This window comes from Furfurilactobacillus sp. WILCCON 0119 (assembly GCF_053471565.1).
In genome coordinates, this window is the sequence record NZ_JBPCCV010000007.1 from 1 (window position 1) to 26626 (window position 26626).

Genomic DNA, 26626 nt, shown 5'->3' on the forward strand with positions numbered 1-26626 from the left:
TCGGATCATTTGGATAGGCCACACTTGGTACCTTCGGCCAGTTAGGATCGCTAGGATCACTCGGCGTTGGTACTAAGCTAGCCAGCGTTTTATACGTAACCGTGAAGTTCTTGTCCCCACTGGTTGCCGTCAAGCCAGTGATTTCATCAATCTGTGCCTGATCGGCGTAGTACCCCTTCACTTCAGGGGTAACTTTTGCACTAAAACTCGTCTTGCCATCAGTCGCAACCCATGACGTGTATTTCAGTTTTCCAGTAACTTCGTCAACGGTTCCATTACGAGTAAACGTCGTTTGATCCGTCTGATCAACTGGTGCTGTCGACCCATCACTCATTACGTAATGCACGCGTTCATTGATCGATGTTGATAGCGAGTTGAGGTCTGAACCATTGGGCCACTTGGGGCCAGCAGGGTTACTTGGGTCGATCGGTTGTCCTGGTGTCCCTGGATTACTTGGCGTAATCGGCTTAATGGCATGTTTAAGATGCACCGTAAATAATTGGTTAACAAGATTATTGATATCAAAGACTACACCGGCACTCGGATAGTCCTGAGAAACGAATTCATACCCGGCATTTTCCCATTTCTGAATTTCTGCTGCGGTACGATAAGGACTGGTTGTTCCCCCCACACCACTTAACAAAACTTTATCTAATTCAATGGCCAAAGTATCATCTACATAACTGACATAAGCATACTGTGTATCAGGCACGTAGAGATACGTTACATCCGGTGTGGTCCCGGCCTGCAGTCCGTTTGGCATCGCAAATGTTCCTGTCGCGTTGGTAGGCGTGGACACCACATGATAGTTTGCAACATAGGCGAGGGTTGTCTCATAGTTTCCACCGGTAGTACTCGTCACCACCGTTGATGGGGCCAATTTAGTACCATCACTGGTTTCATAATTAACATTGACTGAGGCGGCATTAGAGTACCAAAAAACGATTGCCTGGGCAGTACTCGAAATTTTCGTTGTCACACTTGATCCCACACCTTGAGAAGTAAGACCATCTTGGGTACGTAGATCATTACCGACTAGGTAGTAACCTTTATTACTCTCGTCAATTGCATTCCCAGTGACGGACTGAATCGCGTTCACATTATTTTCGGGTGTGTTATCTAGAGCGTCAGTTTGTCCTAAGATAGTATTAGGTGACAGATCTTGGCCATTAGAAGCGTCCTTATAGTAGACTCTAACCTGGACATTACCTTTATCAAGGCTTCCACTGGTCTGCCAGTTCGACCAATCAATATTGGGATTAGTCGTAATCCCATTGGACTGCGCGTCCATTCTGGTTAATACTTGTGGTTGATTAGTCTGACCATAGCTCTGAACCGCTGCAGATTTAGCACTAGCAACCTGACCATCAGTAGCGTTACCTAAATTCTGCATGTTAACACTCGCTGTTGAACTAGCTGTACTACTAGCGTTGGCTGTTACACTTGAAGTAGTTGAGGAAACACTATCGAGTTGGCCTTTGGCCTGGCTCATTGAGCTTTGTGAAGCACTGCTATCGGAATATGTCGCCGTACTCATAACAGATTTAACTGTACCTTGTTGACTCAAATCACCGTTTACATCAGAAGCAACAGTACTTGCTTGGCTGCTAAACGTTGGATCAGCCACTGGTGGCGTTTGCAACGCCTGGCTGGCTGCTTGGGAAACGCTCCCAGCATTTATTCCACTCGTACTAGAGTCTACATCATGAGCAATTGAGTCTGCGTGGGCAATCCCCACACCAGTGCCTAACATTGCCACTGTAGCACTAGCGGAAAATAACCACATTTTTCCAGCCTTGTACATCTTAATCCTTCTTTTAGTTTCACCAATGTTTTTCATAATAATTAACCCCCAAACAAATCATTCATGCACAATATTCTAGTGCTAAAGTGTTTAATGGGCAATATGATCACATGGAATGGCATTATTTGATTTTTAATCATTATTTTAAAAACGAGTATTCGGCTCATATTAACCCACTTTTTTTGATAAACGCCGTGTTAATCTTTATGACATACGGCTTTTAAAGCGTCATTTACAGCACAAAAATTTGTAAATATTTACCCTTACATTTATTTCTCCCTTAACAATAATTAACAACGAATGATTTGACCCCCAAAACTATTAAATGGAGTCTATGCATGAATGAAGATTATTTAAATTTCCTAGAAAATCCACAAATCCAATGCCTACAATTGCTTAATATAGGACTGCTGAATGGTAACGGCCTTGCCATCGCCAAAAACAATATTCAGCAATCTCTCGGTATTAGCTACTATAAATTAAGTCAAACCATTGTAAAGCTGAACGACGACCTATCTCTAATTTCTGGTAATGACACTTTTTACGTGTCTGGTGACGGGGATACCGTTACATTCTTTCAAATAAGTTCAAAGATCGAAAAGAAACTTCGCGCACTCTATGCCACTACCTCCGATTATTTTTTAATGTTTGAGTATTTATATCTAAACGAAAGAGCGGAAACTAGACAGGAGTTCATGTCACGTACGTTCATGAGCATTTCTCATTTTTTCACTTTGCGCAATAAGGTTATCCGCATAACACAAGATCATTTTCATATGACCGAACATTCAGCTGAAGGGCTAAAACGACAGGTTGTTTTCAATGTCTTTTACTACTTTTTTAATGGCATTCGTTTTCCCTTCATTAACCTAGAGACTGTTACGTTATTAATTCAGAAGCTACAAGAGGTTTATCAATTTCAACTGAGACCTACACAATTGGAACAGTTACGTTATTTTTGCGCTATTCAGATTTCTCGAGGCAACAACTCACACTCGATATCCTATGTTCCTCTACATATCACAACAAGCGTTGAAGCAATTAACATAACTAAAAATTTTTATAATGAAATAATATCTTCAGAAGATGATCTCAGTAATGAAGCTGCCTTTACTCATGATTTCTTGCACGTTACTGGAATGATTTCGTTTGACTTCAATATTCTTACACCAAAAGTTCGAAAAAAAATCCAACAGTTGACCGATATTCAAATAACTATCTTGCGAGAGAAGTTGAATTTTTTTGACAAAAATTTCAACTTCTCTAATGTAACCACTAGCCTCAATCAAATTAACCTACATCTAGAATTCCCTTTTTTCATTAGTTCAACTTTTTCTGACCCAGATAAGGTTCGCTTTTTTAAAGAAACGTACCCTCAGTTACATGAAACTGTTATGATATTGATTAATCAAACAATCAAACGTACATTCCCATCGGCAAAGTTGCAAACGATTACACAGCTTTATTACACGGTTATTTTTAGTATTATGCTTAATTTGCCACTAAATGCATATTCAGAAGCTATTTACGTTACTGTCGATTTTTCCCAAGGTGATCTCTATACGAATTATATTACCCAAGCAATTAAGCAACTTGGGCTTTCTAATTTAGTAGTCGAGCAACAATTATCCTCACATACCGATCTCTACCTATCGGACATTTTTGTGAACAATATGGTTCCAGAACAAGTTACGTGGGAAAACCCGCCTAAACCAATCGATTGGCAGGACCTTGGCGACTCACTCATTGCTATTCAAAATAAAAAATATGGAGCCCATTTTAAATGAAGGTCACAAAGCCTTGTACTTACCCACAATTGCTATCCATAAAAGGAGGTATAATCTTTTTCTTTAGCGCCTTACTTCTTTTTAGCACCGATAATTATTCTGTTAAAGCTAACGTAACGAATATCGCGTCAACAACTCAATCTAGTTCTACAAACACAACAGATAGTGCAATAACTCCCCCGACCGAATCATCAATGAACAACCTTTCCAACACTGTTCCCACACAAAATCCAAAAAAAAATGATCCCAAGACCATCGCCACAGCTGATTCAAGCTATGTATACAATTCGATAGCTCAGTATGCCTACATTAGCTATGTAGATGATGATCTTGGTCTCGAATTAAATAACATCCTATTAAGTGGTGTTGGGGGGACAACCAGTTCCTATCGCACCACCAACGAAATTCAAAAATGGGAAAACGCCGGTTATACATTCGTTTCCCAAGACTATCCAAATGGCGGGTTAGTCTTTGATACTAATAGTGGCGTTAACCAATTTTCTACAGTGCATTTTAAACTTGACAAGAAACTGGCTCAACAAAACCAGCATGAACGACCAGAAACGCCGTCTGATCAAACAGATCAATCGACATTTCCTCCAACCAGTCTGGCTACTGACATAACGAGTCAGCCACGGCCAGCCCATACCCACACTACATGGGGCACTAGCTACAACAAGAATGCACTGCTTAGTGCCAATCCAATTTCCACACTACAAGTTACACCGACTGTACAAGCAAATACTAGCGCTCATTCTGCCCCTCTGGCTTCCCCTTCATCGTCCATCTTAATTACGCGACGGGGAGACATCTCTTCGGCTCTACCAACACCCGCCCAGGCAATTAAAAATCACAAAAAGTCATACGTTAATCATAAAAAAGCACAGGCTAAACACCGAAGAAAAATTAAAAATCACAAAAAAAATCAGACTGGTTTATCGGTGTTCAACCAAATCATAACTGAATCTCCGTCCATTAAAGAATCTGGTATCTGTGCTTCTGAATTTGGTAAAATTTTATGGTTTAGCTGTGGAACAATCTTGTACGGCAAACAATATAAAGAGTAAGATTTCCAACCCATCTGGATAATCGCACACTAAATGAATCAACTGAACATAGCATTCTAATTAAATAGCAACTGTAAACTTCTAGGCCATGAATGACCAAGTAGTTCACTACCAAATATCAAAACATAAAAATGATCGAACCTTTATATAAAAGTTCGACCATTTTTGAATTAGCTACAGAAATTGCTCATAAATAGTAACCTTATTTTAATGTTTCAAATTTCTCTTTCTAAATCCGAATACACTTCCAATTGCAGTCAGTAATGACAATAACAATACACCAATCAAATTATAAGACTTTTGGTCTGTTTCGCCAGTATGTGGCAACTCTGAAGTTATTTTAGTCGTCTCCATCTTAGCATGGTCGGAAATCAAACCACTCTGTTGTGTCAACAAAACTGTTGCGAGGCTCTTGGTTGCCATCATCGTAATCTGGGCGGTAGCGAATGGATAAGTCTACTGCCGTGATCACTGCATCTGGCGCGTAAGTCACGTCGTGATACTGAGCATACTGATCGAAGACGCCGTTAATGATTTGAATGGCGGCCGTGCGGGACGGCTCTAAAACTGGAATCATCGAAAACCGCCGTTGCAAGGCGCGATCTTGTTCAATGCTGACGTGGTACTCGTCATTGGTCGTGGCCCCAATCAGTTGGATTTCACCACGGGCTAAGGCTGGTTTGAGTACGTTTCCTGCATCTAAATGACTCCCATCACTGGCGGCCCCAGTCCCAATCAATTCGTGAATTTCATCGACAAACAAAATGTTGGTCCCCAGGGTTGCTTGCAGCTCATGGAGGACCCCATTAAAATTCACCATAAAATCGTTCGGGTTAGCCCCGACTAAATCCGCCGTCTGTAAAACTAAAATATGTTTGTGCCGTAGATCGCGTGGAACCTGATCAAGTGCGATACGTCTCGCTAACTCTTCGACGATAGCTGTTTTACCAACCCCCGCCTCACCAACTAAAACGGGACTGTTCTTGGTCTTGCGTAACAAGATTTCCACGGCCATGGCCACTTCTTGCTCTCGTTCTAAAGCCATAAACGCTTGCGGGTGTTCCTTAGCAGCGACGGTCAAGTCGCGACAATATTTGTCTAAAAATGTCTCTGCCATGCTTACGCCACCTAAATATCTAAGTCGTCATCACTGAAGGTCGCCGCTGCTTGTGAACCAAGGTCCTGTGGCTCAGCCGGTGCTTCAGCCTTTGGTTGCAGATCTTCATCAGTGACAGTTGGCTTAGCTGGAGTCGCTTCAACAACCTCACTTTGCGCGTTAGGTACTTGCGCATATTCGGGGGCTGGTTCCAGTGGTTCGAGGGGTGAAAAGGTAGCATCATCAGGAAAAGCCAACTTAGGGTCAATTACGGCGCCCTCAGTGCTGACCGGTGAAACCTCTTCCGGCGCGGCTAACGGGTCATCAGTTGGTTGGTCGGTTGCTGGCGCTTGCGCAATGCCGTTTAAATCCAGAACGGCTTCATCAGCTACTTTTAAGCCCAGCTCAAATTGATAATGTTGCCCTAGACTTAGATTCTTAGTCAGTTCCGTTTGGGCGACAATCAACCGGCTTGTTTGGTCATGATGATCAATAATTGTCAAAATCAATCCATCGCGACCGTGGAGACTAATGCCCGTTAAAGTTCCGGTCAGTTGTACATGTAGCTCATTGTCTTGTGTCATTTTCGTCACGCTCCTTTTGTAATGGTCTTACCGTAGTGAGTTGACGCAAAAAATAAAAAAGCGCACAAAAAAGAGCATTCGTGAGAATGCCCTTCTACCTGGTTGGCCCCAAACGGTTAATTTGTCGATTTTTATTCAATACCTTTTGGTGATAACTACTTAATTCTCTTTCAATGGTATGTTGTTGACCAACTGTGATGATACCAGCCTTTCGAAAGCCTGTAACCGCACCCGCAAAGGCCTCACGAAATGTTAACGTACCAACGTAGTTATTACCTGCTTTGTGCTTAAACTTTTACCAAAAACTTCTTTGTTTTTCCGAACTGGCCAGCGTTGTTAATTGATGAGTTACCTCTGCACCTTGTGTTAGTGAACCATAATACACTGACGTCGTGTCAAAAGCCTTTTTCACTGCTGGACCATCTAACGGGGTCATCATTTTAGGACTATTCATCAGCCACAAGTCAAAAACGTCTTTACTTCTTGAATTATCTACCCCACGGGCAATCATCGTTTGCATTTTTTCAGCGGCGCTTTGCTCGGCTGTATATGCTCGAATTGAAATGTTTCGGCCGTCCAATGTAAGCGGAAATGGATAATCAATTGCATTTTCCCCAACCGGATTACCAGTCGTAATATCTGCTTGGCCGGACTGCTCAATGGCTCCAAAATGTGCCATCGCCGTCATCTGACGACCCTCATACTCACTGCCTTTTCGAATTGGTTCAAAATGAACATTATCGAAGCTAATCCCATCTTCAGTTGGCGCCGAAAAAATATCTGTAAAGACCTGGGACAAATTCTGTTCACTAAGATTCATGCCATCAATATGAAAATCGACATCTTTAGTCGTACGCAGTAATTCATTGGTCCTGCTTTGTAAAAGTAAAGCGCCTTTCATAATGAAGGATTCACGATACTTCGATACAGAGATTTTTTCAATCATGCGCCCTGTCAAATAGTTTCTCAATAATAACTGGGCTGTACTTCGATCCGCATTGGCAATCTGACTAGCTTCTTGCTTAATTTTCGCTTTCAGTTGCATGTCATTACGCATTGATTAACACCTCCAAGGCAGTTAATAATCGCTCGTTTTTGGGGCCAAATTCAGTCTCCGCGTGTAGCTTAGATAAATCGTGATGAGATTGAATTACATACTTGTTCAAAGCTTCATACTGACGATCCGCTGACTCCCTCGGATCTAGCCACAAATTAATTAAACACCTTTCAAGCGAATAAACCTTTAGTTCGTTGCCATAAGGCGACTTGATTAGACTAGTTGGCCGATTGTAAAGGGTCTCTGTCCGCCGTACTGCATTGATCTGATAAATTCCACTCCAACTATCACCCAAATGGTAGTTTGCTGGAAACGCTAAACTGTAAGTTGAGGGCGTTTCATTTGAGTATCCATACAAAAACAAGCCGGTAATACTGTCGTAGATCCCTTTGCTCAAACGACTTTGGATTGAGTAGAATGGATCTTCAAAGGTTTTAGTTGACCCGTAAACGCCATTTTTAATTCGCTCCAGTAACCCAGCCTTGGTCCAATAATTTAGTGCCCGACGCGTAATCCCATAATTCAAGGCCTGCGCTGCAGTAAACGTTTGCCCTTGCTGGCTCAGCAACTGACTGATTAATTCTTTCTGGTTCATTATCTAGCCTCACGTAACGTATTATTCATACCCAATTATAAACGATTTGCGGTACAAATAATGCCTTGAGCTTTCTCACGCCTTTGCTTTGTACCGTGGCTAAACAACGTCTATCTTTACCTTCTTTGCGATTTCGCAATGCGATACTGCAGAAAATAAAAAAGAGCATTCGTGAGAATGCTCTTATCGCTGTGGTCCTCTTTGCTGTGATCTTAAAATCCCCTTTTTATCATGGTTACCAACCGTTTTACTTTTGGCAGGTCTCATCACATCAATTGCGTGTTGTGGCGTGCCAATAACGGCATTGTCGTAGAGCCAGGATTTGATATCATCAGTCCGTCCAGACCGATAAAACTTTTGCAGGTAAGAACCATACCAGTGCATTTTGTTTTCGGGAATGGCCAGCATACCCGCGCCTGCTTCAATCATCAGCGTATTAGCGGCTACAATCGCGGTGCGTTTATTGCCATTAACAAATAACTGCCAGCGTGACAAATAGAGATTCAAGTTAATCGCCTTTTCAGTCACCGAGTTTGGCGCCGTTACGATTTTTTCAATATCATTTAATGCCACTGTCGGTTGTGGAATTGGCGGCAGCCAGACATCATTAGTCAACGGAACCTGCACATCTTCGTGTCTAATCTGTCCGGCGTCCACATGCCCACTTTGAATAATATCGTTGATCACCAAAACATCATTAGATTTAAACGGGTGCGTTTTATTAATGACAAAGTCGAAGGCCCGCTTTAATCCGAGCACTTTTTCGACATCTTGCGGTTTTACTCCGTTCACCGTGTAATTATGAATTATATCTTCTGTCTGCGGTAATGTCGTTTGTAAGTTCTCAAATTTACCGGTGGTATAAATTAATTGTGCCATGTTACGTTCGATGAACGTAACTTCCTCATCACGTGTAAACCGATACTTATCTTTGAAACTATCCATTTATCTGCCTCCGATCATTTGTAAATTAGTCGACTATGCAAACGTTATTTGAAGTGATTTTCCAAACGCGTTGGCAATCTTCGATAAGGTGTCCAAGCTTGTGTTATGCCCACCCTCAACCCGGGCGATGGTCGCTTGCGGAACGCCTGCTTTTGTTGCTAATTCAGCTTGCGTCCAGCCATAAGCCAACCGCTCTTGTCGAACGACAACAGCACTGATCAGCTTATTTTTTTCTGTCTTAACGCCTTTTTCAAAGTCGCTGTTGTTTAAATCATCGGTAAGCATGTCATCTATGGCTACCATTAATGAGTCATCTTTTTCCATTAGAATCACCTCCTGACCCAACAACTTAATGTGAATCTCGTCGTGGTTTCGATCATTTTTCTTGATCCAATCCATTTGGACTGCTATTTCTCGGCCCACCAACTGCACAAGCTGAAACTTAGCAACTAGTTCTTGGCGATCCTTGACTGGTAAGTGGTGAACAAACTTTTTAAACTCTTTATTGGTACTAACTTCAATTTTTCTCATGGTTTAATTATAACATATATGGATTATTTTTCAATATATGTTATAATTAAAGGAGTTAAGCAATTGCTCAGCTGTTTTAAAAATTGAAGAAAGGTTGTAGATAGAAAAAGAGCAAGCCAACTACGAATTGGCTTGCTCAGGAACAGGGTTGGGACCCTTGGTTGATTCTATCATATTTTAACATGACAAAGATCCTGGAGCATCTAATTAATAATCACAGTGACTTTTTAATGTCACTTTTCGTCTTGTTCGTGCTTTACATTTTACACACATACTGGAGTTTTTAAACAATGCCCCTCTGTCAAATGAACGATTATCGTTCATTTGACATTTTTTTGTTTCAGTTACCGTTCTTGTGTTTTAGACAGCTGTTGTGTCCGGCTTAATTTCGGTTGCTTCTCTGGCTTAAATCGCTGTTCGAATTGTTTTAGCGTTAGGACTTCCTTGCCGGCCACGCCAGCTTTTACTTGATCATTCCAATCTTTACCGACCTTTGGGACATCAACCATCACCTTCATCGTTTCCGGTTTCAGTTGATCCCACCCGACATCAATAAACTTCTGCACGAGCCCATGGCCCGCACGATCATTATCGACGGCAAAGTGGACCTCCTTTGGTCGACCATAGCCTGGATCAATGAAGAGCTGTTTCATCAGGTTAGAAACGGACTTGGCCTTTGATTCAGAGCCCGACAAGGAGCAAAACTCGACGGATTTACCCGTAAAATCACGGTGATGTAACTGAAAGTAACTCATGGTATCAATTGGCGCTTCAGTAATCACCATGGTGTCCGGTTGTTGATTAGAATTGCGGAAATGCCAGCCAAAATTAGTCGCTGACCCCGGCACAATTAATTTTGAAGTTCCACGTTTACCAAACTTGGCTTTGTTTTGATAGGTCCCCTGGCGATCGGCGCCCACAATTTTGCCCGTTTGGTCCTTCCACGCAAACATTACTTCATGCCCATAAAAATAATCGTGTTCAGCTAACTTATGCTCAGCTAACAGCTGGCGCACAATCCGGCCGTTGACATGTTCACCCGGGTGCTCGTTTTCCCAACGTTTTTTAGCCGCTGGTGTCATGATTGGCGCTTTGATCTCGCGAACCAGGTCCGCCGCGACCAATTGTTCAACTAAAGGACGTGCCAACTGTCGTTCACCACACAAATATGTGTACACTGCTTCTGGGTCTTGTTGATATTGATAATCCGCCAAGTTAAACGGTCGGGCTGGCTCCACTGCAAACTGATGTGGGACCACATCACCGCGGCCAACAGCAGCCCGAAACTCATTTACGCGCTGAAAGGCTTCTTTTGTTGATTTCGCAGGTTCATAGACCCCATCTTCGTATGTTTTCACAAAAGCCACTAAATCGCCCCACGCCCCGGTGGAATACTGGGTAAAATACCCCTTCCGTAAATCAATTTTCATCGAATCATGCGCGGTCGGGGTCACATAGTTGCCTTGTCGTTCGTAGGGAATGCCAGCGTAATCTAAGTAATCAACAATTTCATTATCTTGGGTCTGCATGTTACTGCACCACCCTTTGCCATGGCTGGATAGTCAGTTTAGGTGCAAACTGTACGCGTTGTGACCGCTCATGGCGCCGACAATGGTCAATCAAAGCCGACTTGGACATTGTTTGTTCGACCTGTGGTCGGACAAAGTAGAGTTTAGCGGTTTGCCACTTACCATTAATGTAGTAAGCAAGTTGCACTTGTCCAGCTAACTGACCCATTTCCGTCATGCGTAAACGTACTGCTTGCTGGCCAGGTTGTTCACTGATTAACGGATTCGGGCAACCGGCCTCATCGGCCTCAGAACAATGTTTAACCCAACCAAAGTCAGCGTCGACCGCATCGCTGGCCAGCACGATCGTAGGCTGTTCGCCATTGTGGGCCCGACGATACTGTTGGGCCAGTCGTTGCATTAATTGTTGAGCTTGATCACGTTCTTGATCACATAACTGCGCTTCAAAAGCTGCCCGTTCCCGTTTAAACGCGTTTGCTTGTGCTGCGTCGGCGAGGTGCCAGCGCTGTTGTTGCTCGTTCCAATGCCAGGCGGCACTTAATCGTTTAGTTTCGCGCGTCATTAAGGCCTGCATGAACATAGCCTCATGTTTAGTGGTGTCAATCAACATGTAATGATCTCCTTTTACATTTGTTGACCTAAACATAAAAGCCACCGCAAAATTAACCAAAAAGACGCAAAAAAAGAGCAATCTATAATGACTGCTCTTTAAAGTGTTAGGTGAAGCTTTTCGATTACCAAACTAAAAACACAACTCAAACCAGGTGGTTCAAAGAAATCCTCACTCACGAGTTCGGGGCACGTTCCCAACGGCTGAAAACCACTCGCCCTTAACACTCCGAGCAAAACCGCTTAACCCCATTCACTCAAAACCTAAAGCACCAATAAATAACACTAATTACATGGCCTTTTGATAAACAGCATACAGATCTAACAACAAATCAACATTACCAGCTGAATCTTCATTAAGCTTTTTAATGAAATTTAGAGCAGAAATCTCCTGATTTTAATCAGGCAGATGAATACCTACAACGAACGCCGCAAGGCGTTTTTCTTTGCCGCTGTGGTTCGCTGCTTTTCGATGTAACGTTCTACCGTTTCCTTGCTCATATTACCAAGCGTACTCATGTAATAGCTGTGTGACCAAAGGTGTCCGCCCCAAAATTTTTGCCGTTTTATTTCTGGATGTTTCTCGAAAAACATCCTTGCAGATGCTCCTTTGAAGGCCTTAACAATGTTTGTTGGTGCATACTTTGGTTTGAAACTAATCAACATATGCACGTGGTCAGGCATCACTTCCAGCTGTTCTATCGTCACTTCGTTCAGTTCGGCGATGCGTTGTAAAATTAATTTCATATCAGAGATTAGTGGTGGTGTTGTGAATGCCGCGTTACGGTATTTAGTCACCCAAATCAGATGAAAGTGAAAATTGTAAACGTAGTTACGTTCATAAATTGCGTCATCTAAACGGCTTTGATTTTGGCTCATATGGATTCCTCTTTTCTAATGAATACCAAGGGTAATACGATATTTCCTTTACTTATGTGCTAGACTTACAGTATCACAGTCAAGGAGGTGAAATCTATATGAGTAAGACGATGGCGCAATTGCCGTATCACTACGGTGTCCGGGTACGGATATTTCCGTCTAACGAACAAAAACGACTAATCAAACGTAACAGTGACGCAAGCCGCTTCATCTATAACGAGATGAACGGTATGAATCGAGAACTTTTTTTGCTGAAACAAGTGAAGCTCCCCGTTTCTGTGGTTCAGGAACGGATTGAAACGCTAGAGATACGCTTAAAGACGCCTGCGACTGGTATTTCAAATATTCACGGATGGCTTAATCATGCTGACTTTGACAGTCTGATGAAGGCTAACGCTATTCAGAGCTATCGTTCCGCATGGAATCTGTTTCGCAAGGTTCACCGAGCTGGTGTACCTGTCTTCCACAAGAAACGAGTTGACCAAAAATATCAAACATCGTGCATGTATCCTGCAAAGGTAAGCGTGCCCAACATGCTTAATGGCAGTGTTCGCACAATTGGCAAGCGGCATCTCCGCTTGCCTAAACTTGGAACTTTGCGTTTCAAGGGCATGCCAGACAAGCTGTTAATTCGGTGTGGTGATATTCGTATCGGTACAACAACTATTTCAATGGACGCAACCGACCGTTATTTTGTTTCTATGCAATTAGCGTCTGAACAGCCATTTGTTGGAACTTTGAATAGCACAGATTCACCAATTGGCATCGACCTAAATATTGATAACTTTTTGACTGATTCTGACGGCAACGTCGTTGCCAATCCTCGCTATTACCGCTCTATCAAAGGTAAACTAGCTACAGCGCAACGCAAGTTGTCTCGTCGTGCTTTACGTGCTAAGAAAGAACATCGCTCGCTTAGCGATTCTGCTAATTATCAAAAGCAGCGTAAAGTTGTTGCTAATCTCCAGCGTAAGGTTTCTAATCGCCGTAAAAACTTCCTCCATTTTGTCTCGACAACACTAATCAAAAACCACGATTTGGTTGTCGCAGAAGAATTGAGAAGTAAAAATATGTTACGCAATCATGCTTTAGCCATGAGCATCGCTGACGTTGGTTGGCGGACCCTGTTAGGAATGCTGGCCTATAAGGCTAATTTGTACGGGCACAAATTTGTAACGATCAACCCACACAATACAACACAAACGTGTCACGAATGCGGCTTTGTGATGGGAACTGGCACTACACTTAAGTTGACGCTTAATAACCGCGAATGGACTTGTCCAAACTGTGGTACCTACCATGTTCGCGACCATAATGCTGCCCAAAATATTCTGAACAAAGGATTAGCGATACGATAGCTAGAGCAGTCCGTCTGGCAACCTACGGACTCTAAAGGCTTTGGTAATTAGCACGTAAGACCTGCTTGCAGGCAATCGCTGTATCTAAGCAAATTGTAGTCGTGTCGCCGTTAGGCGGCGCTCTTACAAGCGTCTGACTTTAGTCAGGCGTGGTTGACTCACTTCAACCATCGCGGCATCATCATCATAACCTTCATCACTAACAGAAACCGCTGTCTGATCTTGAATAGCTTCCGAGAACCAAATACCGAAACGATTAACAAATTTCAAAAAATCAGCATCTGTTTCCGCTTCAACAACGATTCCGACCATGAAAGCGGTGATATTCATGCATCGTTTTAACAACTTCTACAAGTTCATTCTAATTGTGATCGTCACGATTGTAGTTGTTTTGAACTTAGTAACGGTTACCGCTTCTTAGTTAATCCAAACTAGCGCCTAATCGGATAGCTCTCTGTCTGGAAGCAGAGAGCTATTTTTATGCACAAAAAAACGCTCGCACTGGAAGATACGGGCGTTTGGTGATACTTATACATCTACCAACTTCTACACATACATAATAACAACATTGTTTCATTAACGCAATAAAAACACAATTCAAGCCAGTGGTTCAGCAATTACCAAAGCTACTTTGTTCAATCATCAATCAATTATAAGCTATTAGCTGGCCGGTTGTCTTGTAACAATCATGGCCACGAAAGCGGTGATCATATGCATCGCACCAATAGATCTCCTTTTACATTTGTTGACCTAAACATAAAAGCCACCGCGAATTTGACCAAAAAGGCGCAAAAAAAGAGCAATCAATATAGATTTCTCTTTAAAGTGTTAGGTGAAGATTTTTCGATTGCACACATCAAAATCATAAATCCAACGCGTATAGTATGTACAAAACATGGCGCAATATGATTTGTTTGTTCTGCTATACTTAAGTTATCTACATAAGGGGACAGTATACCTATGGCAAAAAATATTTTAGTTCAGTCACAAGAAGTCAACATACCTATGCTTTTTTTAAGGAACGTCAAGATGATCCTAAATGGCACGCCGATTTTATCCGTATACGAGCAAGCAGGCGAAAAAAATTAATGATAAATGCGTCAATTATTATTACTGGTGTTGTCATCTTTTCGGTATTTACCGTCATTTTAAACACAAAAAATAATGTGCAGCGAGCATCAAATACTACAGTTTCGTCAAAGACGCGTTCGTCTAAAGCTAGCGATCAATCAACTACAAATTCGCAGGCTAGAGAATCCATCGATGACGATACATCTTCTGACAATGCCGCATCTTTAAGCTCTTCTAGCACAAAAAATTCAGATTCTTCTAGAGAAACTTCTGAAGCACTTAAAAATTCAGGCCCTGGTAACTCATCGGAAGCCGACCAATCAGAAAATTCAGATTCAAATGATACCTACACAAATGCGTATGGTCATATTGTGACTAAAGGTCAAGAAGATAATAGTGGCATGGCACGCAGATATCGTGAAATTAATAGTGATTCTGAAAAACTCGATACCTTGGTAAATTCTCCGCTAGGACAAAATCAAAAAATCACACAAATGGTCAACTGGGGATTCACATTTAGACCCGCGGAAAACAATTGGTTAATCATTTACGGGCATGACGGACAAAAACCCATAGGATTTATGGATAAAGATGGGAACATCCAAAAACAATGACAAGCCAGTTAAGTAGGTTAGTGACACACTAGCTGCGCTTTTGCTAAATCACTACGCTTTTTGGATAACCAGCCTGGTTGCCGACTTATGTGATTATGCGTGCTGACGCATTGGTTACTTGATTCTTTCTACAACAGAAGAAACTCCAAGACAACCAAAAGAAAGTCGCCAAAGAGCAACCTTCCTCACGTTCATTTTTAATTTACAACATGCTATAATTGTTTCCGACATGTCACACAAAAACCCCCGTCGTAGCTAGTGGTCAGCTATGACGGGGGTTTTTAAATCTTGCAACACCAGCCTGATTTTAGTCTTCTTTATGTGGATCAGGTTCACCAGTGGCGGCTTCCATGCCCTCCGCTGTAACAACGATTTGCCGGTTGTCAAAACGCCGGTAGGAACCTTTAGGCCACTTTTTTGGTGATTGTTTAATGCTAGTTTGAACATATGAACTGTTTTTGCCCCAGATGTCCGCTGCTTCTCTAGCTCCTAAATATTTGAGCTGTTTAAATTTATTTTTGTCATGTTCCACCTGTCCATCAATACAATTGTTCTGAAGATTCAATCAAATACCGCATGAAATCAGGGAAAAACAAAAATGCAAATGCAATCGCGATGGCATAAACTTCTAATTTAAGGTCATGTTTCCACTCAGGGATCATTTCCGGCTCCACCAAACACTTGGCTCCAACGTTATAGGCAAAAAAGGTTCCTATGATAGGGCCAGCCCAAATAAAGAGAGCCATCAGTGGCCCACCTGCGTCTGCTGTAAACGTGGCTGGCTTTAGAATCTGCGTAATCAGCAAATTACCTGGAATATACGCAAGAACAATATTCAAAGTAATGCCGCAAATCAGCAAAGTAATTGGCACCCCCAAGAACAAACACCACTTCCCCATCTGGATAATCATCTGTTTAGCCTTTTTCATGCTGTCGCCTTATCTCCTAACCATTAGATCTTAGTCACGTTCTACTTCTTGATCCCGGTCCTCATCGCGTTCGTGCGCCCGTAACGCGCGCATCTGTGCCCGGCTATCCACCGCCATCAGTTGATTGATCGCGTGCATTGCTTGGCGCGTGGGCTGGCGCGCACGTAAATTGCGGTTGCTTGCTGGTGCCATTTGTTGGTATTGCCGCCGCAGGCTAGGCGCCACCGGTTTCACACCTTGCAGTTCAGGATTGCTCGGCAACGCCAGTTTTCGCAACTGTTCAATTAACTGGTGGTTTTGTTGTTGCCAAGCCCCTTCATGACCCGCCTTAAGCTGTTGATTATTCACATTAACTTCATGTTTCAACCTCAACGCCTGCTGTTCAATCTGCAGGCGCTTTTTTATGGTGGCCACCGGTTGCCCATAAATCTGGCTGACCATTGGACCTGGGGTTTGTTCAATTAGCGCCAATGTCTCGGTGACCCGCCGGTTCGCTAACTGAAACACCTGCTCCGTGACAGGTTCAATGCCCTGGCGCGTGTAATTTCCATCGTTAGCGTGATAATACCGGGCACCCAACTGCGTTAACATTTGCTGCTGGCTGGCTGTTAAGCGGCGCTTTGGGACTAACTTTAAATGGGCTAACTGGGCCTGCTCCGCTAAGGCTGTTAATTGTGCGGTTTGGAGTGGACTTGCTGGTAACCGTTGGTCTAACAGTGCTTGTCGGGCTGTTGTGAACGCCTCGACTTGCGCTAGGCCCCGTTGGCGGCGTAAACGATACTTTAATTTAGCCAATTCCTGCTTAATTTGTTGCTGTTCAGCTGGCTGCTGCGTCTGTTTGAGTTGGCGGGCCCGTTGCGTAATGGCGGCCGTTAATTCAGCTTTTGTTTGGGGCCGGTCAGTATGGGCGACCGGTTCACTATCGCTCGCGTACAAAGCCCGCAGGACTTGATTACCTAACCGCTTTTTTAACTCGCGACGTTGTTTCTCTAAATAATCTTGCCCCCGTTGACCGTACAACGTGGTAAACCGGGTGCCGAGTGCTTGCCCGGTCGTCTGCCAGTCTTGGTAAGCCGTTGACTGCGCCAGGGTCGTTGACACATACGCTTCAATAGCCTGGCGACTGGCCGCAAATGCCTTTGCATTGGAACTGATCGATTTAACTTTAGGGCCGGTGGGTAAGTGTTGATAGGCGCGTGTCAGCCGCGTATTTTGCCGTAGATCTGTCGGCAATTGACGTTCCTGTTGCGTTAACAATTGCGTCCGCAATTGCCCCAGCTCGTGTTCCCACTGTAATTGTTTGGCCCGCTCTGGTTCGCGACTTAAGGTATTGGCCACAGTCCGCTTCAGATCATCAAAATGGGCGGCTTGCATATTCCCACGGACTTCATGATTGGCCACTCGGGGCCGGGCTGAATGCACCTCACTCAATCCGATGTGCACATGTACGTGATCGGTGTTCAAATGGACGTCGGCCCACCAAAAGGCGTCGGCGGATAAGCCTTCATCACGAATAAGCACCGGCATGGCCGCCTGAATTGCCCGCTTAATTTGACTCTGATCGACCACCCCCTGTTCATCAATAGCGCCTTGTTGTTTTAACCAATCGTGTCGAAAGGAGACTACCCCTTGCCACAACATGGACCCATTGGCTTGCGCTTGATCTAACTGATCCCGTAACTGCTGCTCATCAGTTGGCGTAAAATTGAGCTTCTGTCCGTTAAAGGTCGGCAACAATTCTGGGGCCGCAGCGGCCGTCGCGTAGTCCCGCTTCATGTAATCTACATAGCCATTGACATCGTTTTCGTCGTACCCGTGATCAGTGGTTTGACCACTTTGATTCAGGATCTGTTCTTTAATGCGGTCCAGGTCTTCTGGGGCGACTTTGGTCACCCCATCATCGCCAAAGTGATCGCGCATATAGTCCACAAATTGCTGATTAGGCGCTGTGTATTGCCAGTGCGTTACCACCGCTGCCGTGTCCGTCCCCGGATCACTAAAAATTGCTTTACTCATGTCACTATTCCTTCACAAATTGCCGGTCACTGACCAACGGCACTCGCTGCCAGTGCAACAAGACATCATAATCTTCCGACCGTGGGCAGTCGCCAATTTTCAACTTCCACCGTAGATATGAACGATCCACATTCATGATTTTTTCAATCGCGTCTAACGATAAATCAAAAGCCCGTAGGGCACGGGCATACTGCCGATTAAGCCGCATCGGGCTGGTGGTTTGAGCACCCTGATCGACCCCTAATAATTCTCGGATCATCAAAAGTTTTTGCCGCGCTTCGCGGAGCCATTGTTGCTTTTGGGGACTGAATGAGCGCCCGTCACGATCACGCAACTCAGCTACCGGTTTCACAAACCGACCGTTCACATCGTCGCCAATTAAGTCAGCCCAGGAAGCTTCCACCGTGTTAAATTCCTCGAGCTCTTGAATGAGTTCCAAAGCTTGCTCGTAACGGGTCGTGCCGGCGTCGTTATTCATCAGTCCGCCCCTCTCGTTTAATGGTTTGATTACGATCTTTATCCCGCATCACCTGCGCCCGCAATTGTTTAACAATCCCATTTTCTGGCGTCCCATCTGTGTACATACTCGTCAGTTGTTGGAGCTGTTGGTCATTATCCAAATGGAGGGCTTTGTACATTACCAACAGACCGTATAACGTTTCCGACAACAGATCACCCTGGGCCGTCAACCGCCGGTTAATTTTCGTCAAGTCATTGTCCCGCACCCGTAAGAGTTCTTTTAACCGATCGTGGGGAGACAAAGAACTACTAGCGACAAATAATTGCCAACATAACCGGGCCATTTTTGACACTGTCTCACTGTCGGAGTTAGCCCCCAAAAGTTCTTTGACGGCCAGATACTTATCCCGATCAGCGGTCTTAATTCGGATCGTTAATTTTCCATCCTTCATGACTATTCCTCCATTTCGTCGTTGAGCAAAATTTCCGTTAGTTCCGTGTCATTGACTTGTAGCTGTTCGACCAGCTGAGTGAGTTTGGCCACGCCCTCTGTGTTCTGATTTAATGCCCGCATAAAGGCATTGAAACTCAGATTAATTTCACTTAGCGCTGGGCCCAAATACGACTGTAAGGCATTAGCCTGTTGGGTCTGGATCACTTGTTGAAGTTGATCCCGTAAAAATTCACTGAGCGTATCGTAACCGTTGGCTTTCGCCATCACTTGTAACCGCTCTTTATCGACAGCCCGGACCCCATTAATTTTAATCACTTCGCTCATGTTGTTATCTGTCCTTTCGTTCCTGAGAATTGTGTAGCGTTGTCTCGACAAATTGGGCAATGGCTTGGTAACCAATTGTTTGGGCCAAGTCTTCAAGGACCGCTTGTGCGTCTGAGTCCAGTGCTGGCAAATCTTTCGCGTTAATTTTCGCACCCTCAGTTCTGTTGTGTAGTTTGCGAGGCAACACGATTTTTTTGTGTTTCGCCCTGTTCATAACGTCGACGGACGCATGAAAGACAAAATGGTTTGTGGCATCAAAGCACGGGAATTTAACGACCCGTTGTGGCCGCCATAAACGAATCATGAAAGAACGCAAATGCTTCATGATTTTTAAACCAACGATTTCAATAGGCAGCCCAACAAGTACCAGAAACTGTAAGAGCAGCCAAGGATCATCATTGAGTTTTCCAGCAATCAAGAAAGACGTCGCTGAGGACAGTAACGCCCACAAAAGCAGCACAGCAATATACAAACTAGTCAGGTAACAAATCAATTGTGCCAAAAAGCATAACAACAATGCTGACAATACAGGTGCAGCGCTTGCTTTAAAACTAACGATAAAATTATTGATGATTGATTCTAAAAATTGACCAAGTTCTTGCATGTGTCCTACCTCCGTTTAGTGACCCGTGACAGCATAACGCACGGGGTCATTCTGACCAAAACCACACCAAAAACGGGTGGATCATGGTAAAGAGCATAAGGGAAACCTGGTCCCTGACACGTCAGGGAGCCGGTAGTGCCGGCGGTTTCAATGGGCCCTAGATTTTCTAAAACGCGTACGTTTGCGTACACTTTTGCGTACATTTGCGTACAAGTTCGCGTACCTTTGCGTACACTACTTTGAACCCTCATTAACGCAACAGGGCATGGTCGTTTGCCCCCTGGATCTGGAACAATGACCATGCCCTTTGACCTACAACAAGGCCGCTAAATTGATCAACATGTGGGCCAAAAGCGACCACCGTAACTGCCGGGTCCTTACATATAGTGTGGCCAATAAACACCCACAAACAAAATACATGAGCCAACCGACGGGGGTCGAGGTGAGGTGAATTGTCGCAAATAAAGCACTGCTAATTCCGATCCGGGTCCCCACACTTCGCCGCGCCAGGAGCCGTTCAATACACCACTGACGAAACACCAATTCTTCGGTTAACGGTCCCAATAACAGCGCGTCGATCATCACCATCAGGGTTAATTGCGGTTGGTGTAACAGGGCTTCAAAGACGGCATTATTTGGCGTCATGACCTGGCCACTAACGGCGCGATTAAACCAGCTCAAAGCCATTTGACTTCCGAATAACCCCACGACCGTCAGGGTCGTTAACCCGAATGCTTTTGACCATTTGACGGGGGTCAACCATGCCGGCTGCGGTTTGATAAATCGCAAAGTTGCCAACAACCCCAGCCACCCGATCAGCCACATCAACATCACTTGAGGGTGTTGGGAACTGGACTGTTTTACCATTAATCCGGGTAAGCTTTGCAGCATCAAATACCAGTACAAGATTCCGATAAAAGCCAACCAAGCCCCACTAGTTTTTACGGCGGTGTCAGTCAACACGGGGGTGACATATTGGGTTAATGCATCACGTTGATACGTTTTAATTTGTTGTTTTGCCACCACAAATTTCCTTTCTTAAATCCTGTAAACCGCTACTTAAAGCGACTAAATTCGACTGAGCCTTGTAGCTTATACGCCCCGGATTGAATGTCACGTTGCTCTTGTTGCAACAGTTTAATCTTGGTTTGGTGACTCTTGATTTTGCCCTGTTGGGTCTTAACAGTGGCCGTTTGTGATTTGATTTGTGACTCATAGGTGGCCACCGTTTGTTCATTTCGTTTCTTTTGACCCGCGGTATTGTATTGGTTATCCGCTTGATTTTGTTTCAGGTTATCTTTGGCCGTATTGATGGCTTGGTTGGCGTCTTTAATCTTTTGTTGGTTCTGAGCAATGTACCCTTGCTGCTGTTTAATTTCATCGCCAACCACCCCAATTGCGTAAGCCTTACGGCCCTCATACTTGAGCCCATGCTCGGTTTTAACCTGCTTCGGCAAGACATTAAACTGGAGTTGTTTTTGCGCGTTCTTTTGAGTCTTAGAACTGCTTGAATTCGTATCAGCGGCGAGATTTACCGGTACATTATTATTGGTCACGGTAATCCGCATTGCTTTAAACTGCTTCGGCAAATGCCGCACCGCCACCACAACTTTATCGCTGGTGGTCGGGATCACTTCAGCTTTGGCTTGCGACCCATTCAGGACTTGAAATCGTCAATCTATATGCTTTGTGATAAACCTATCGTCCCCATTACATACTTTTTTTTGCAAGCTTAAACTCACAAAAATCCTTGACAATAATCGACCAGATTATCGATGTCATGTATCATACCGAAAATAACCTTCACAGCTGATCATCAGCTGTGAAGGTTATTTTCGGTATGATTTACCTCAACTATTATTAATAATAGAATGTTTTGCATATAACAAACGTCGCTCTTTTCCGGTAACTACTTTGTTAATTTTGATACTCTATTCATATTTAAACCAATAAATGTAAAAAAAACCAACACAGATTAACCATCACGTGAAATTGAAACAGACAACTTTGCTGACAAATACAACCCAAACAAACACTCACCACTGAGTTTTTACTCAAATATACCCAAACTATTCAAAAATCAAATCGGTAAATAACCGCAACAGCAAACAATACATATGCCGAAAATTGGGCAAGTTTAATACTCTCATGATCGCTAAAATATCGTTCATACCGATGCCAAATTTCCTCATAATAATCGTGAAAGCCTTTGTCCCAATTACATTTCACAGAAACAACCAGCGCATTAGAGACACGGAGACCAATTAATAAATCCAAAAAAATAATTAAACAAGACTCATAAACATCACACCCCAAAAGAAACAATCAAAGTATCTAAGAGATAAAACCTTTATGGCAAAGTAGAGCACAAAATTATCCCGTATCAACCAACGCTAGTAAAAGACTCTCTGGTGCCGGTTGAGTCGTCGTCTTCGCCACTTTAAATTGACCCAGGTCTACTAGGGCCTGACGAATAAACGTCCACCAGGCGTCTTGCTGAGCACGTTGTTTCGTTAAGAGCGTTTTGATCAACATTGCTTGCGTGGCCATTAAAGCAGGTCGACGCCCACGTCCTGGTTGAACAAACAATTTTCCTGCTAGTTGTAACTGACTTAAAACTTTTTGTAACGAGGCCGCACTAATGTGCAGTGCTTTCCGTAGATCACGTGTTGAAATAGCGATCCGGTCTTGGCCATTCCCCACCCGATTAACGTAAGCGACGACGTCGCTGGCCCATTCATGTAAGTGCGAATACTGCCGGGCTGCTCGTGGCTTGGCAAACTTGGTCCACTGAGCTGGGGTACCAGCGCCAAACTTAGGCGTTGTACCTAACCATATCGCGCATAGTTCACGAATATAAGCCTTGGCTGCGCCGTTGTACCGGCCACTAAACGCATCATGAACCGTGCGCTGAACCTCTTGGTTATGTAAAGGCGCGGCTAGATTAGAATTAAATTCATCCAGTAAATCAAAAGCGGCAGCCTCTGACCACGCCGATGAGTAACACGCTAAGGCCAACGTTAAGATGGTGTTATGCCGACCAAGCCCCTCCCCTGCATGAATGTCCGTCACTTGTAAAAGTTCTTTGAACCAGGCCTGTTGGGTTTGGGCCGCAAACTTGGGTGTTTGCACCACATGTAAATCAACCTGGGCTTTTTGGGTAGCAGAAAAACGCTTTGACCAATCGGCAAATTGATCAAAACTAAAGGTGGATTCAGGTAAATAAGCCAGCAGGTTATCTTCATGTGGCATTCTAAAAATCCCAAAGTTGTTACAACCAACATCAACGGTTGGCAACCCTTGGCTAACATATGCTTTTAAGTTATCAGCGATCTTTTGCGCCACTGTCAGCCCTGGCATCTGCCCATTGGCATGGCGCTTAAAGAAGAACGGTTGCTCTAAAACATAGTACGCATGAAACCCTTTGTCGGTCGATAAGACCATGGTCGGAATCATGTTGTCATCAATCACTAAGCGTTCTAGAATCGTGGACTGTTGGGCCTTCATCATCGCAGGTGAAGCAAAGTCCACATCGATCACAAATGCGTTTAGTTGTTGGAGATTATTCGCTGCGTGCCCACGAATATAGTTTCGGTCAGCACCACCATAGCCCAGCCACACAAATGGATTAGGGGTCCAGTGAGTCAACTTAGTATAGTCTTTATGTAATGCTTCAAACGAGGTGTAAACCACCCCATGACTGTGGCTCATGGCCGCTTTCGAGCGAAAACCAGCGATTGAACCCTTTTTATTAAGATCTTCATGATCAGTCAGGGCAACTAATTTACTGTTGCGGGGCTGATAAGTATGTAATGAGTGGTGCAAGATCTGTTCAATTGCCTGCCAGGCTTGGTCCATGTGGGTTCACCTCTTTTCTGGTATAAAAAAAGACTCAGCATTTTTGCTTAGCCTAACCAGTTTCGTAGTGTACACACTTCATGGCTTTTCACCAAATGCGTGACAATTTCCGAGAATTTGCTATAATATGTTTACAAGTTTATAGCAAATCAAGGGTCTACTGTGGATCCATAGATAACTTTCGCGGCCAAACGAATGGGTTATTTATGGAATGAGGTTGGGCTCTTTTTTGTTTTCAATTCAATAATGTTATTTGAAAAGCTCGTCAACAAAGGCTCGATGCATCTGGATTTCAAAGTCCAATAAAGGCTGATACAAATCAATCAACAAATCTTCAAGCTGATCGATTGTTGCTCCTCGGAGTGTTCGGCTATCACTTAGTAAGGCAGACAAACCTGAAACCGAAATATCTGCGTCCTGGGCAATACCTGACATTGATATGTGATATTTTCTAACCAACACTTCCACAAGAAACTTGACATATTCATTGCGCTTTTCGATATCTAATTCATTTGAACGTTGCATAAGTGTCCCTGACTTTCACTTTCCTGATTGAGAATATTATTTCTCAACGAAGTTAGTATATTCTTAACATTCAGATTTAGCAAGCCTTTTCAATGATTATTTACACGCTAGAAACCTTAATGCGGCGCCTTTCACAGTAACACCATACAAACTATGATGTTACTGTTTTGTTTTGTAATATATTATGTTTTAACGTAATTACAACTTACTTTCTATTGCCTTTTAAAAAAACCTGTCATATCATACGTTATAGAAACTACGATTTAACATCATATAAACCATTGTGTTTAAGCATACGTTGTTAACATATTATGTAACATAATGGTTTTATAGTCACGGTTCCAATACTCTTGCAAAAAGGTGGGCCTAATTAATATGGCAACTTTAAAATTTCCAAGCAATAAAGAAGCAGTTATGTTGGCAGTTGTGTTTCCAAAAGGTGGGGTTGGTAAAACAACCACAACCGTCAATTTAGCGGGTGCTTTATCAAAACAGTATCCTGATCTTAAAATTCTTGTTGTTGAAACTGATGATCGTGGTAACGCAGCTACCAGTTTTAATCTCGACTCTTCAACTTTCGACGCCACCTCGTATGACATCTTCATGGGCAACATGACCCCAGAAGAAACAGTTGTGAAAGCATACAAAAACATCGACATCATTGCCTCAAACAAGGACATGAACTACCTTGAATTTGATCAATTAGCCGAATACGATCAACGTATGAAAGATAATCTGTGGAACCTGCTTCAGACCGAAGGTCCAAAGCTACTTGAAATGAGTCGTGAGGACTTCAATAAAGAAACCACAAAAGGTATTAACCTGGACAGTTACTATTTCAATATCTTAGCTGGAAAGTTCGACAACCTGCGCAAACAATATGATGTAATCCTTTTCGACACGCCAGCTGAACTTAAGGCTGTTTCATCATCAGTACTTAGCATTGTCGACCAAATGCTCATTCCCATTGAACCAGATCCATTTTCAGTTGATGGTTTAAGCAATATCGTACAACGTGTTGCTACAATCCGTGATAAATACAATCCTAAGCTTCACATTGCTGGTGTCTTGGCCACTAAAGTTCGCGCTCGCACAGTATTACATGCTGACGTTACTAAAGACCTAATGCGTTTTTGCATGCACAACAATTTGAATTATTTAGATACTCAAATTCCAAATTCAATTCGTTTTGCCAGTTCAGCCGGTTACAAAGGCTTACCCGCAACTTTGTCAGGCGATCCAAAGGAAAAGTTTATTCATAATTACTTCCAACTCGCCAATGAATTAATCAGCAATGGTAGCTTTACCAGCCAAAACTAAAAATTTCACAACGATTTATAAACTATGATGTTGTATAATAGTAATAGTTTATAAAGTGTTACTAAATTAAGAGGTATCAAACTATGAGTAGAAAGAATACTAAGGACCGGCTCGCCGAAAGTAAAACTGCAGAGCAAGACGCTCCAGTACAACCCTTATGGAAGACCCGGCTTGCCGACGAAAACAGCACTACTAACCCACAATCAGAAGTAAGCATGTTTGATGGTTCAACAGCCGCTACTGAACAAAAAACAAGCGAGGCAACTTCAGCGTCGGTTGCTTCACCTACTAAAAGCGAAACAAGCGTGCCCGCGGTTGATTCAAATGCTGCTTCACCAGCCACAGATGTTGAGGAACGTATCAAAGCTTTTCAAGCAAAGCATCAAAGTGAGGCTGCTTCTGTGGCCACAACTATCTTAAGCCCTAAAAGTATGAACGATATTATCAAGCAATTGACCACGACTCCTTCTGGGAAGCACCGCGCTGGTTCTAAAGGCCTAATTACATCCATCTATGTTAATGGTGCAGCTCATGAATTGCTTGAACTTGGTATCATTGATCAAGATCAGTATGATCGCTGGCACCGCGATTACAATTTGTAGATCGTTGAA

The 26626-nt window shown here is 43.4% G+C and carries 29 protein-coding genes; 6 read left to right on the top strand and 23 right to left on the bottom strand.

What is annotated here, in order from left to right:
* Window positions 1-1840: mucin-binding protein (locus ACRYI5_RS10715; protein ID WP_448225236.1), on the bottom strand; the 1840-nt coding region annotated here is incomplete at its 3' end.
* Between the two features lie 302 nt (window positions 1841-2142).
* Here ACRYI5_RS10715 and ACRYI5_RS10720 point away from each other — a divergent pair.
* Together ACRYI5_RS10720 and ACRYI5_RS10725 are read left to right on the top strand one after the other, a co-directional pair.
* Window positions 2143-3591, top strand: a complete 1449-nt coding sequence (locus ACRYI5_RS10720) for a hypothetical protein (protein WP_448225237.1) — start codon at window positions 2143-2145, stop codon at window positions 3589-3591.
* A complete protein-coding gene (locus ACRYI5_RS10725) occupies window positions 3588-4658 on the top strand; it encodes a mucin-binding protein (protein ID WP_448225238.1) in 1071 nt (356 codons plus the stop codon). Before ACRYI5_RS10720 ends, ACRYI5_RS10725 begins: the two co-directional genes overlap by 4 nt.
* A 207-nt stretch (window positions 4659-4865) precedes the next feature.
* Here ACRYI5_RS10725 and ACRYI5_RS10730 read toward each other — a convergent pair whose 3' ends face one another.
* The 10 genes from ACRYI5_RS10730 to tnpA all read right to left on the bottom strand — a co-directional run bounded on the left by ACRYI5_RS10730 (window position 4866) and on the right by tnpA (window position 12483).
* Window positions 4866-5084 carry an LPXTG cell wall anchor domain-containing protein gene (locus ACRYI5_RS10730; RefSeq protein WP_448225239.1) on the bottom strand — a complete coding sequence of 73 codons (219 nt, stop codon included), beginning with the start codon at window positions 5082-5084 and terminating at the stop codon, window positions 4866-4868.
* Window positions 5014-5775 carry an AAA family ATPase gene (locus ACRYI5_RS10735; RefSeq protein ID WP_448225240.1) on the bottom strand — a complete coding sequence of 254 codons (762 nt, stop codon included), beginning with the start codon at window positions 5773-5775 and terminating at the stop codon, window positions 5014-5016. Before ACRYI5_RS10735 ends, ACRYI5_RS10730 begins: the two co-directional genes overlap by 71 nt.
* 11 nt (window positions 5776-5786) lie before the next feature.
* Complete coding sequence (locus ACRYI5_RS10740) at window positions 5787-6338, bottom strand: hypothetical protein (RefSeq protein ID WP_448225241.1); 552 nt, start codon at window positions 6336-6338, stop codon at window positions 5787-5789.
* 295 nt (window positions 6339-6633) lie between these two features.
* Complete coding sequence (locus ACRYI5_RS10745; RefSeq protein ID WP_448225242.1) at window positions 6634-7395, bottom strand: nucleotidyl transferase AbiEii/AbiGii toxin family protein; 762 nt, start codon at window positions 7393-7395, stop codon at window positions 6634-6636.
* A complete protein-coding gene (locus ACRYI5_RS10750; protein WP_448225243.1) occupies window positions 7388-7990 on the bottom strand; it encodes a type IV toxin-antitoxin system AbiEi family antitoxin domain-containing protein in 603 nt (200 codons plus the stop codon). Before ACRYI5_RS10750 ends, ACRYI5_RS10745 begins: the two co-directional genes overlap by 8 nt.
* Before the next feature lie 183 nt (window positions 7991-8173).
* On the bottom strand, window positions 8174-8935 hold the full coding sequence (locus ACRYI5_RS10755) for a Fic family protein (RefSeq protein WP_448225244.1): 762 nt from the start codon (window positions 8933-8935) through the stop codon (window positions 8174-8176).
* A gap of 33 nt (window positions 8936-8968) precedes the next feature.
* Window positions 8969-9259 (bottom strand): helix-turn-helix transcriptional regulator, encoded by a 291-nt coding sequence (locus ACRYI5_RS10760; protein ID WP_448225245.1) that lies wholly within the window; start codon window positions 9257-9259, stop codon window positions 8969-8971.
* A gap of 551 nt (window positions 9260-9810) precedes the next feature.
* Window positions 9811-10995, bottom strand: a complete 1185-nt coding sequence (locus ACRYI5_RS10765; RefSeq protein WP_448225246.1) for a toprim domain-containing protein — start codon at window positions 10993-10995, stop codon at window positions 9811-9813.
* Between the two features lies 1 nt (window position 10996).
* Window positions 10997-11605 (bottom strand): hypothetical protein, encoded by a 609-nt coding sequence (locus ACRYI5_RS10770; protein WP_448225247.1) that lies wholly within the window; start codon window positions 11603-11605, stop codon window positions 10997-10999.
* Window positions 11606-12021: 416 nt separating this feature from the next.
* Complete coding sequence (gene tnpA, locus ACRYI5_RS10775) at window positions 12022-12483, bottom strand: IS200/IS605 family transposase (protein ID WP_448225248.1); 462 nt, start codon at window positions 12481-12483, stop codon at window positions 12022-12024.
* A gap of 98 nt (window positions 12484-12581) precedes the next feature.
* On the opposite strand from tnpA, the gene ACRYI5_RS10780 reads away from it, so the two are divergent.
* On the top strand, window positions 12582-13841 hold the full coding sequence (locus ACRYI5_RS10780; protein ID WP_448225249.1) for an RNA-guided endonuclease InsQ/TnpB family protein: 1260 nt from the start codon (window positions 12582-12584) through the stop codon (window positions 13839-13841).
* Window positions 13842-13964: 123 nt separating this feature from the next.
* Here ACRYI5_RS10780 and ACRYI5_RS10785 read toward each other — a convergent pair whose 3' ends face one another.
* Window positions 13965-14171: a hypothetical protein gene (locus ACRYI5_RS10785; protein ID WP_448225250.1), complete on the bottom strand. Its 207-nt coding sequence runs from the start codon at window positions 14169-14171 to the stop codon at window positions 13965-13967.
* 758 nt (window positions 14172-14929) lie between these two features.
* Between ACRYI5_RS10785 and ACRYI5_RS10790 the strand changes: the two genes are divergently transcribed.
* Entirely contained in the window at window positions 14930-15526 is a 597-nt protein-coding gene (locus ACRYI5_RS10790) for a hypothetical protein (RefSeq protein ID WP_448225251.1), read from the top strand.
* 307 nt (window positions 15527-15833) lie between these two features.
* Here the strand turns inward: ACRYI5_RS10790 and ACRYI5_RS10795 are convergent, their stop codons facing one another.
* From ACRYI5_RS10795 to ACRYI5_RS10845, 11 genes are all read right to left on the bottom strand, one after another.
* A complete protein-coding gene (locus ACRYI5_RS10795) occupies window positions 15834-16058 on the bottom strand; it encodes a helix-turn-helix domain-containing protein (protein ID WP_448225252.1) in 225 nt (74 codons plus the stop codon).
* A 7-nt stretch (window positions 16059-16065) separates the two neighbouring features.
* Complete coding sequence (locus ACRYI5_RS10800; protein WP_448225253.1) at window positions 16066-16455, bottom strand: hypothetical protein; 390 nt, start codon at window positions 16453-16455, stop codon at window positions 16066-16068.
* A gap of 30 nt (window positions 16456-16485) precedes the next feature.
* Window positions 16486-18471 (bottom strand): relaxase MobL, encoded by a 1986-nt coding sequence (gene mobL, locus ACRYI5_RS10805; RefSeq protein WP_448225254.1) that lies wholly within the window; start codon window positions 18469-18471, stop codon window positions 16486-16488.
* Between the two features lie 4 nt (window positions 18472-18475).
* Window positions 18476-18949, bottom strand: coding sequence for a hypothetical protein (locus ACRYI5_RS10810; RefSeq protein WP_448225255.1), 474 nt, complete (start codon window positions 18947-18949; stop codon window positions 18476-18478).
* A complete protein-coding gene (locus tag ACRYI5_RS10815; RefSeq protein WP_448225256.1) occupies window positions 18942-19382 on the bottom strand; it encodes a hypothetical protein in 441 nt (146 codons plus the stop codon). Before ACRYI5_RS10815 ends, ACRYI5_RS10810 begins: the two co-directional genes overlap by 8 nt.
* 2 nt (window positions 19383-19384) lie before the next feature.
* Complete coding sequence (locus ACRYI5_RS10820; protein WP_448225257.1) at window positions 19385-19708, bottom strand: hypothetical protein; 324 nt, start codon at window positions 19706-19708, stop codon at window positions 19385-19387.
* A 4-nt stretch (window positions 19709-19712) separates the two neighbouring features.
* Window positions 19713-20312, bottom strand: coding sequence for a hypothetical protein (locus ACRYI5_RS10825; protein ID WP_448225258.1), 600 nt, complete (start codon window positions 20310-20312; stop codon window positions 19713-19715).
* A 312-nt stretch (window positions 20313-20624) separates the two neighbouring features.
* Complete coding sequence (locus tag ACRYI5_RS10830; RefSeq protein WP_448225259.1) at window positions 20625-21335, bottom strand: CPBP family intramembrane glutamic endopeptidase; 711 nt, start codon at window positions 21333-21335, stop codon at window positions 20625-20627.
* Between the two features lie 32 nt (window positions 21336-21367).
* Window positions 21368-21901 (bottom strand): hypothetical protein, encoded by a 534-nt coding sequence (locus tag ACRYI5_RS10835; protein WP_448225260.1) that lies wholly within the window; start codon window positions 21899-21901, stop codon window positions 21368-21370.
* A 784-nt stretch (window positions 21902-22685) separates the two neighbouring features.
* Window positions 22686-24170, bottom strand: a complete 1485-nt coding sequence (locus tag ACRYI5_RS10840; protein WP_448225261.1) for a primase C-terminal domain-containing protein — start codon at window positions 24168-24170, stop codon at window positions 22686-22688.
* 249 nt (window positions 24171-24419) lie between these two features.
* Window positions 24420-24695: a hypothetical protein gene (locus ACRYI5_RS10845; RefSeq protein WP_448225262.1), complete on the bottom strand. Its 276-nt coding sequence runs from the start codon at window positions 24693-24695 to the stop codon at window positions 24420-24422.
* 375 nt (window positions 24696-25070) lie between these two features.
* Here ACRYI5_RS10845 and ACRYI5_RS10850 point away from each other — a divergent pair, with 375 nt between their 5' ends.
* Both ACRYI5_RS10850 and ACRYI5_RS10855 read left to right on the top strand, forming a co-directional pair.
* A complete protein-coding gene (locus ACRYI5_RS10850) occupies window positions 25071-26015 on the top strand; it encodes a ParA family protein (RefSeq protein ID WP_448225263.1) in 945 nt (314 codons plus the stop codon).
* Between the two features lie 83 nt (window positions 26016-26098).
* A complete protein-coding gene (locus tag ACRYI5_RS10855; RefSeq protein WP_448225264.1) occupies window positions 26099-26617 on the top strand; it encodes a hypothetical protein in 519 nt (172 codons plus the stop codon).
* Window positions 26618-26626 lie beyond the last annotated feature (9 nt).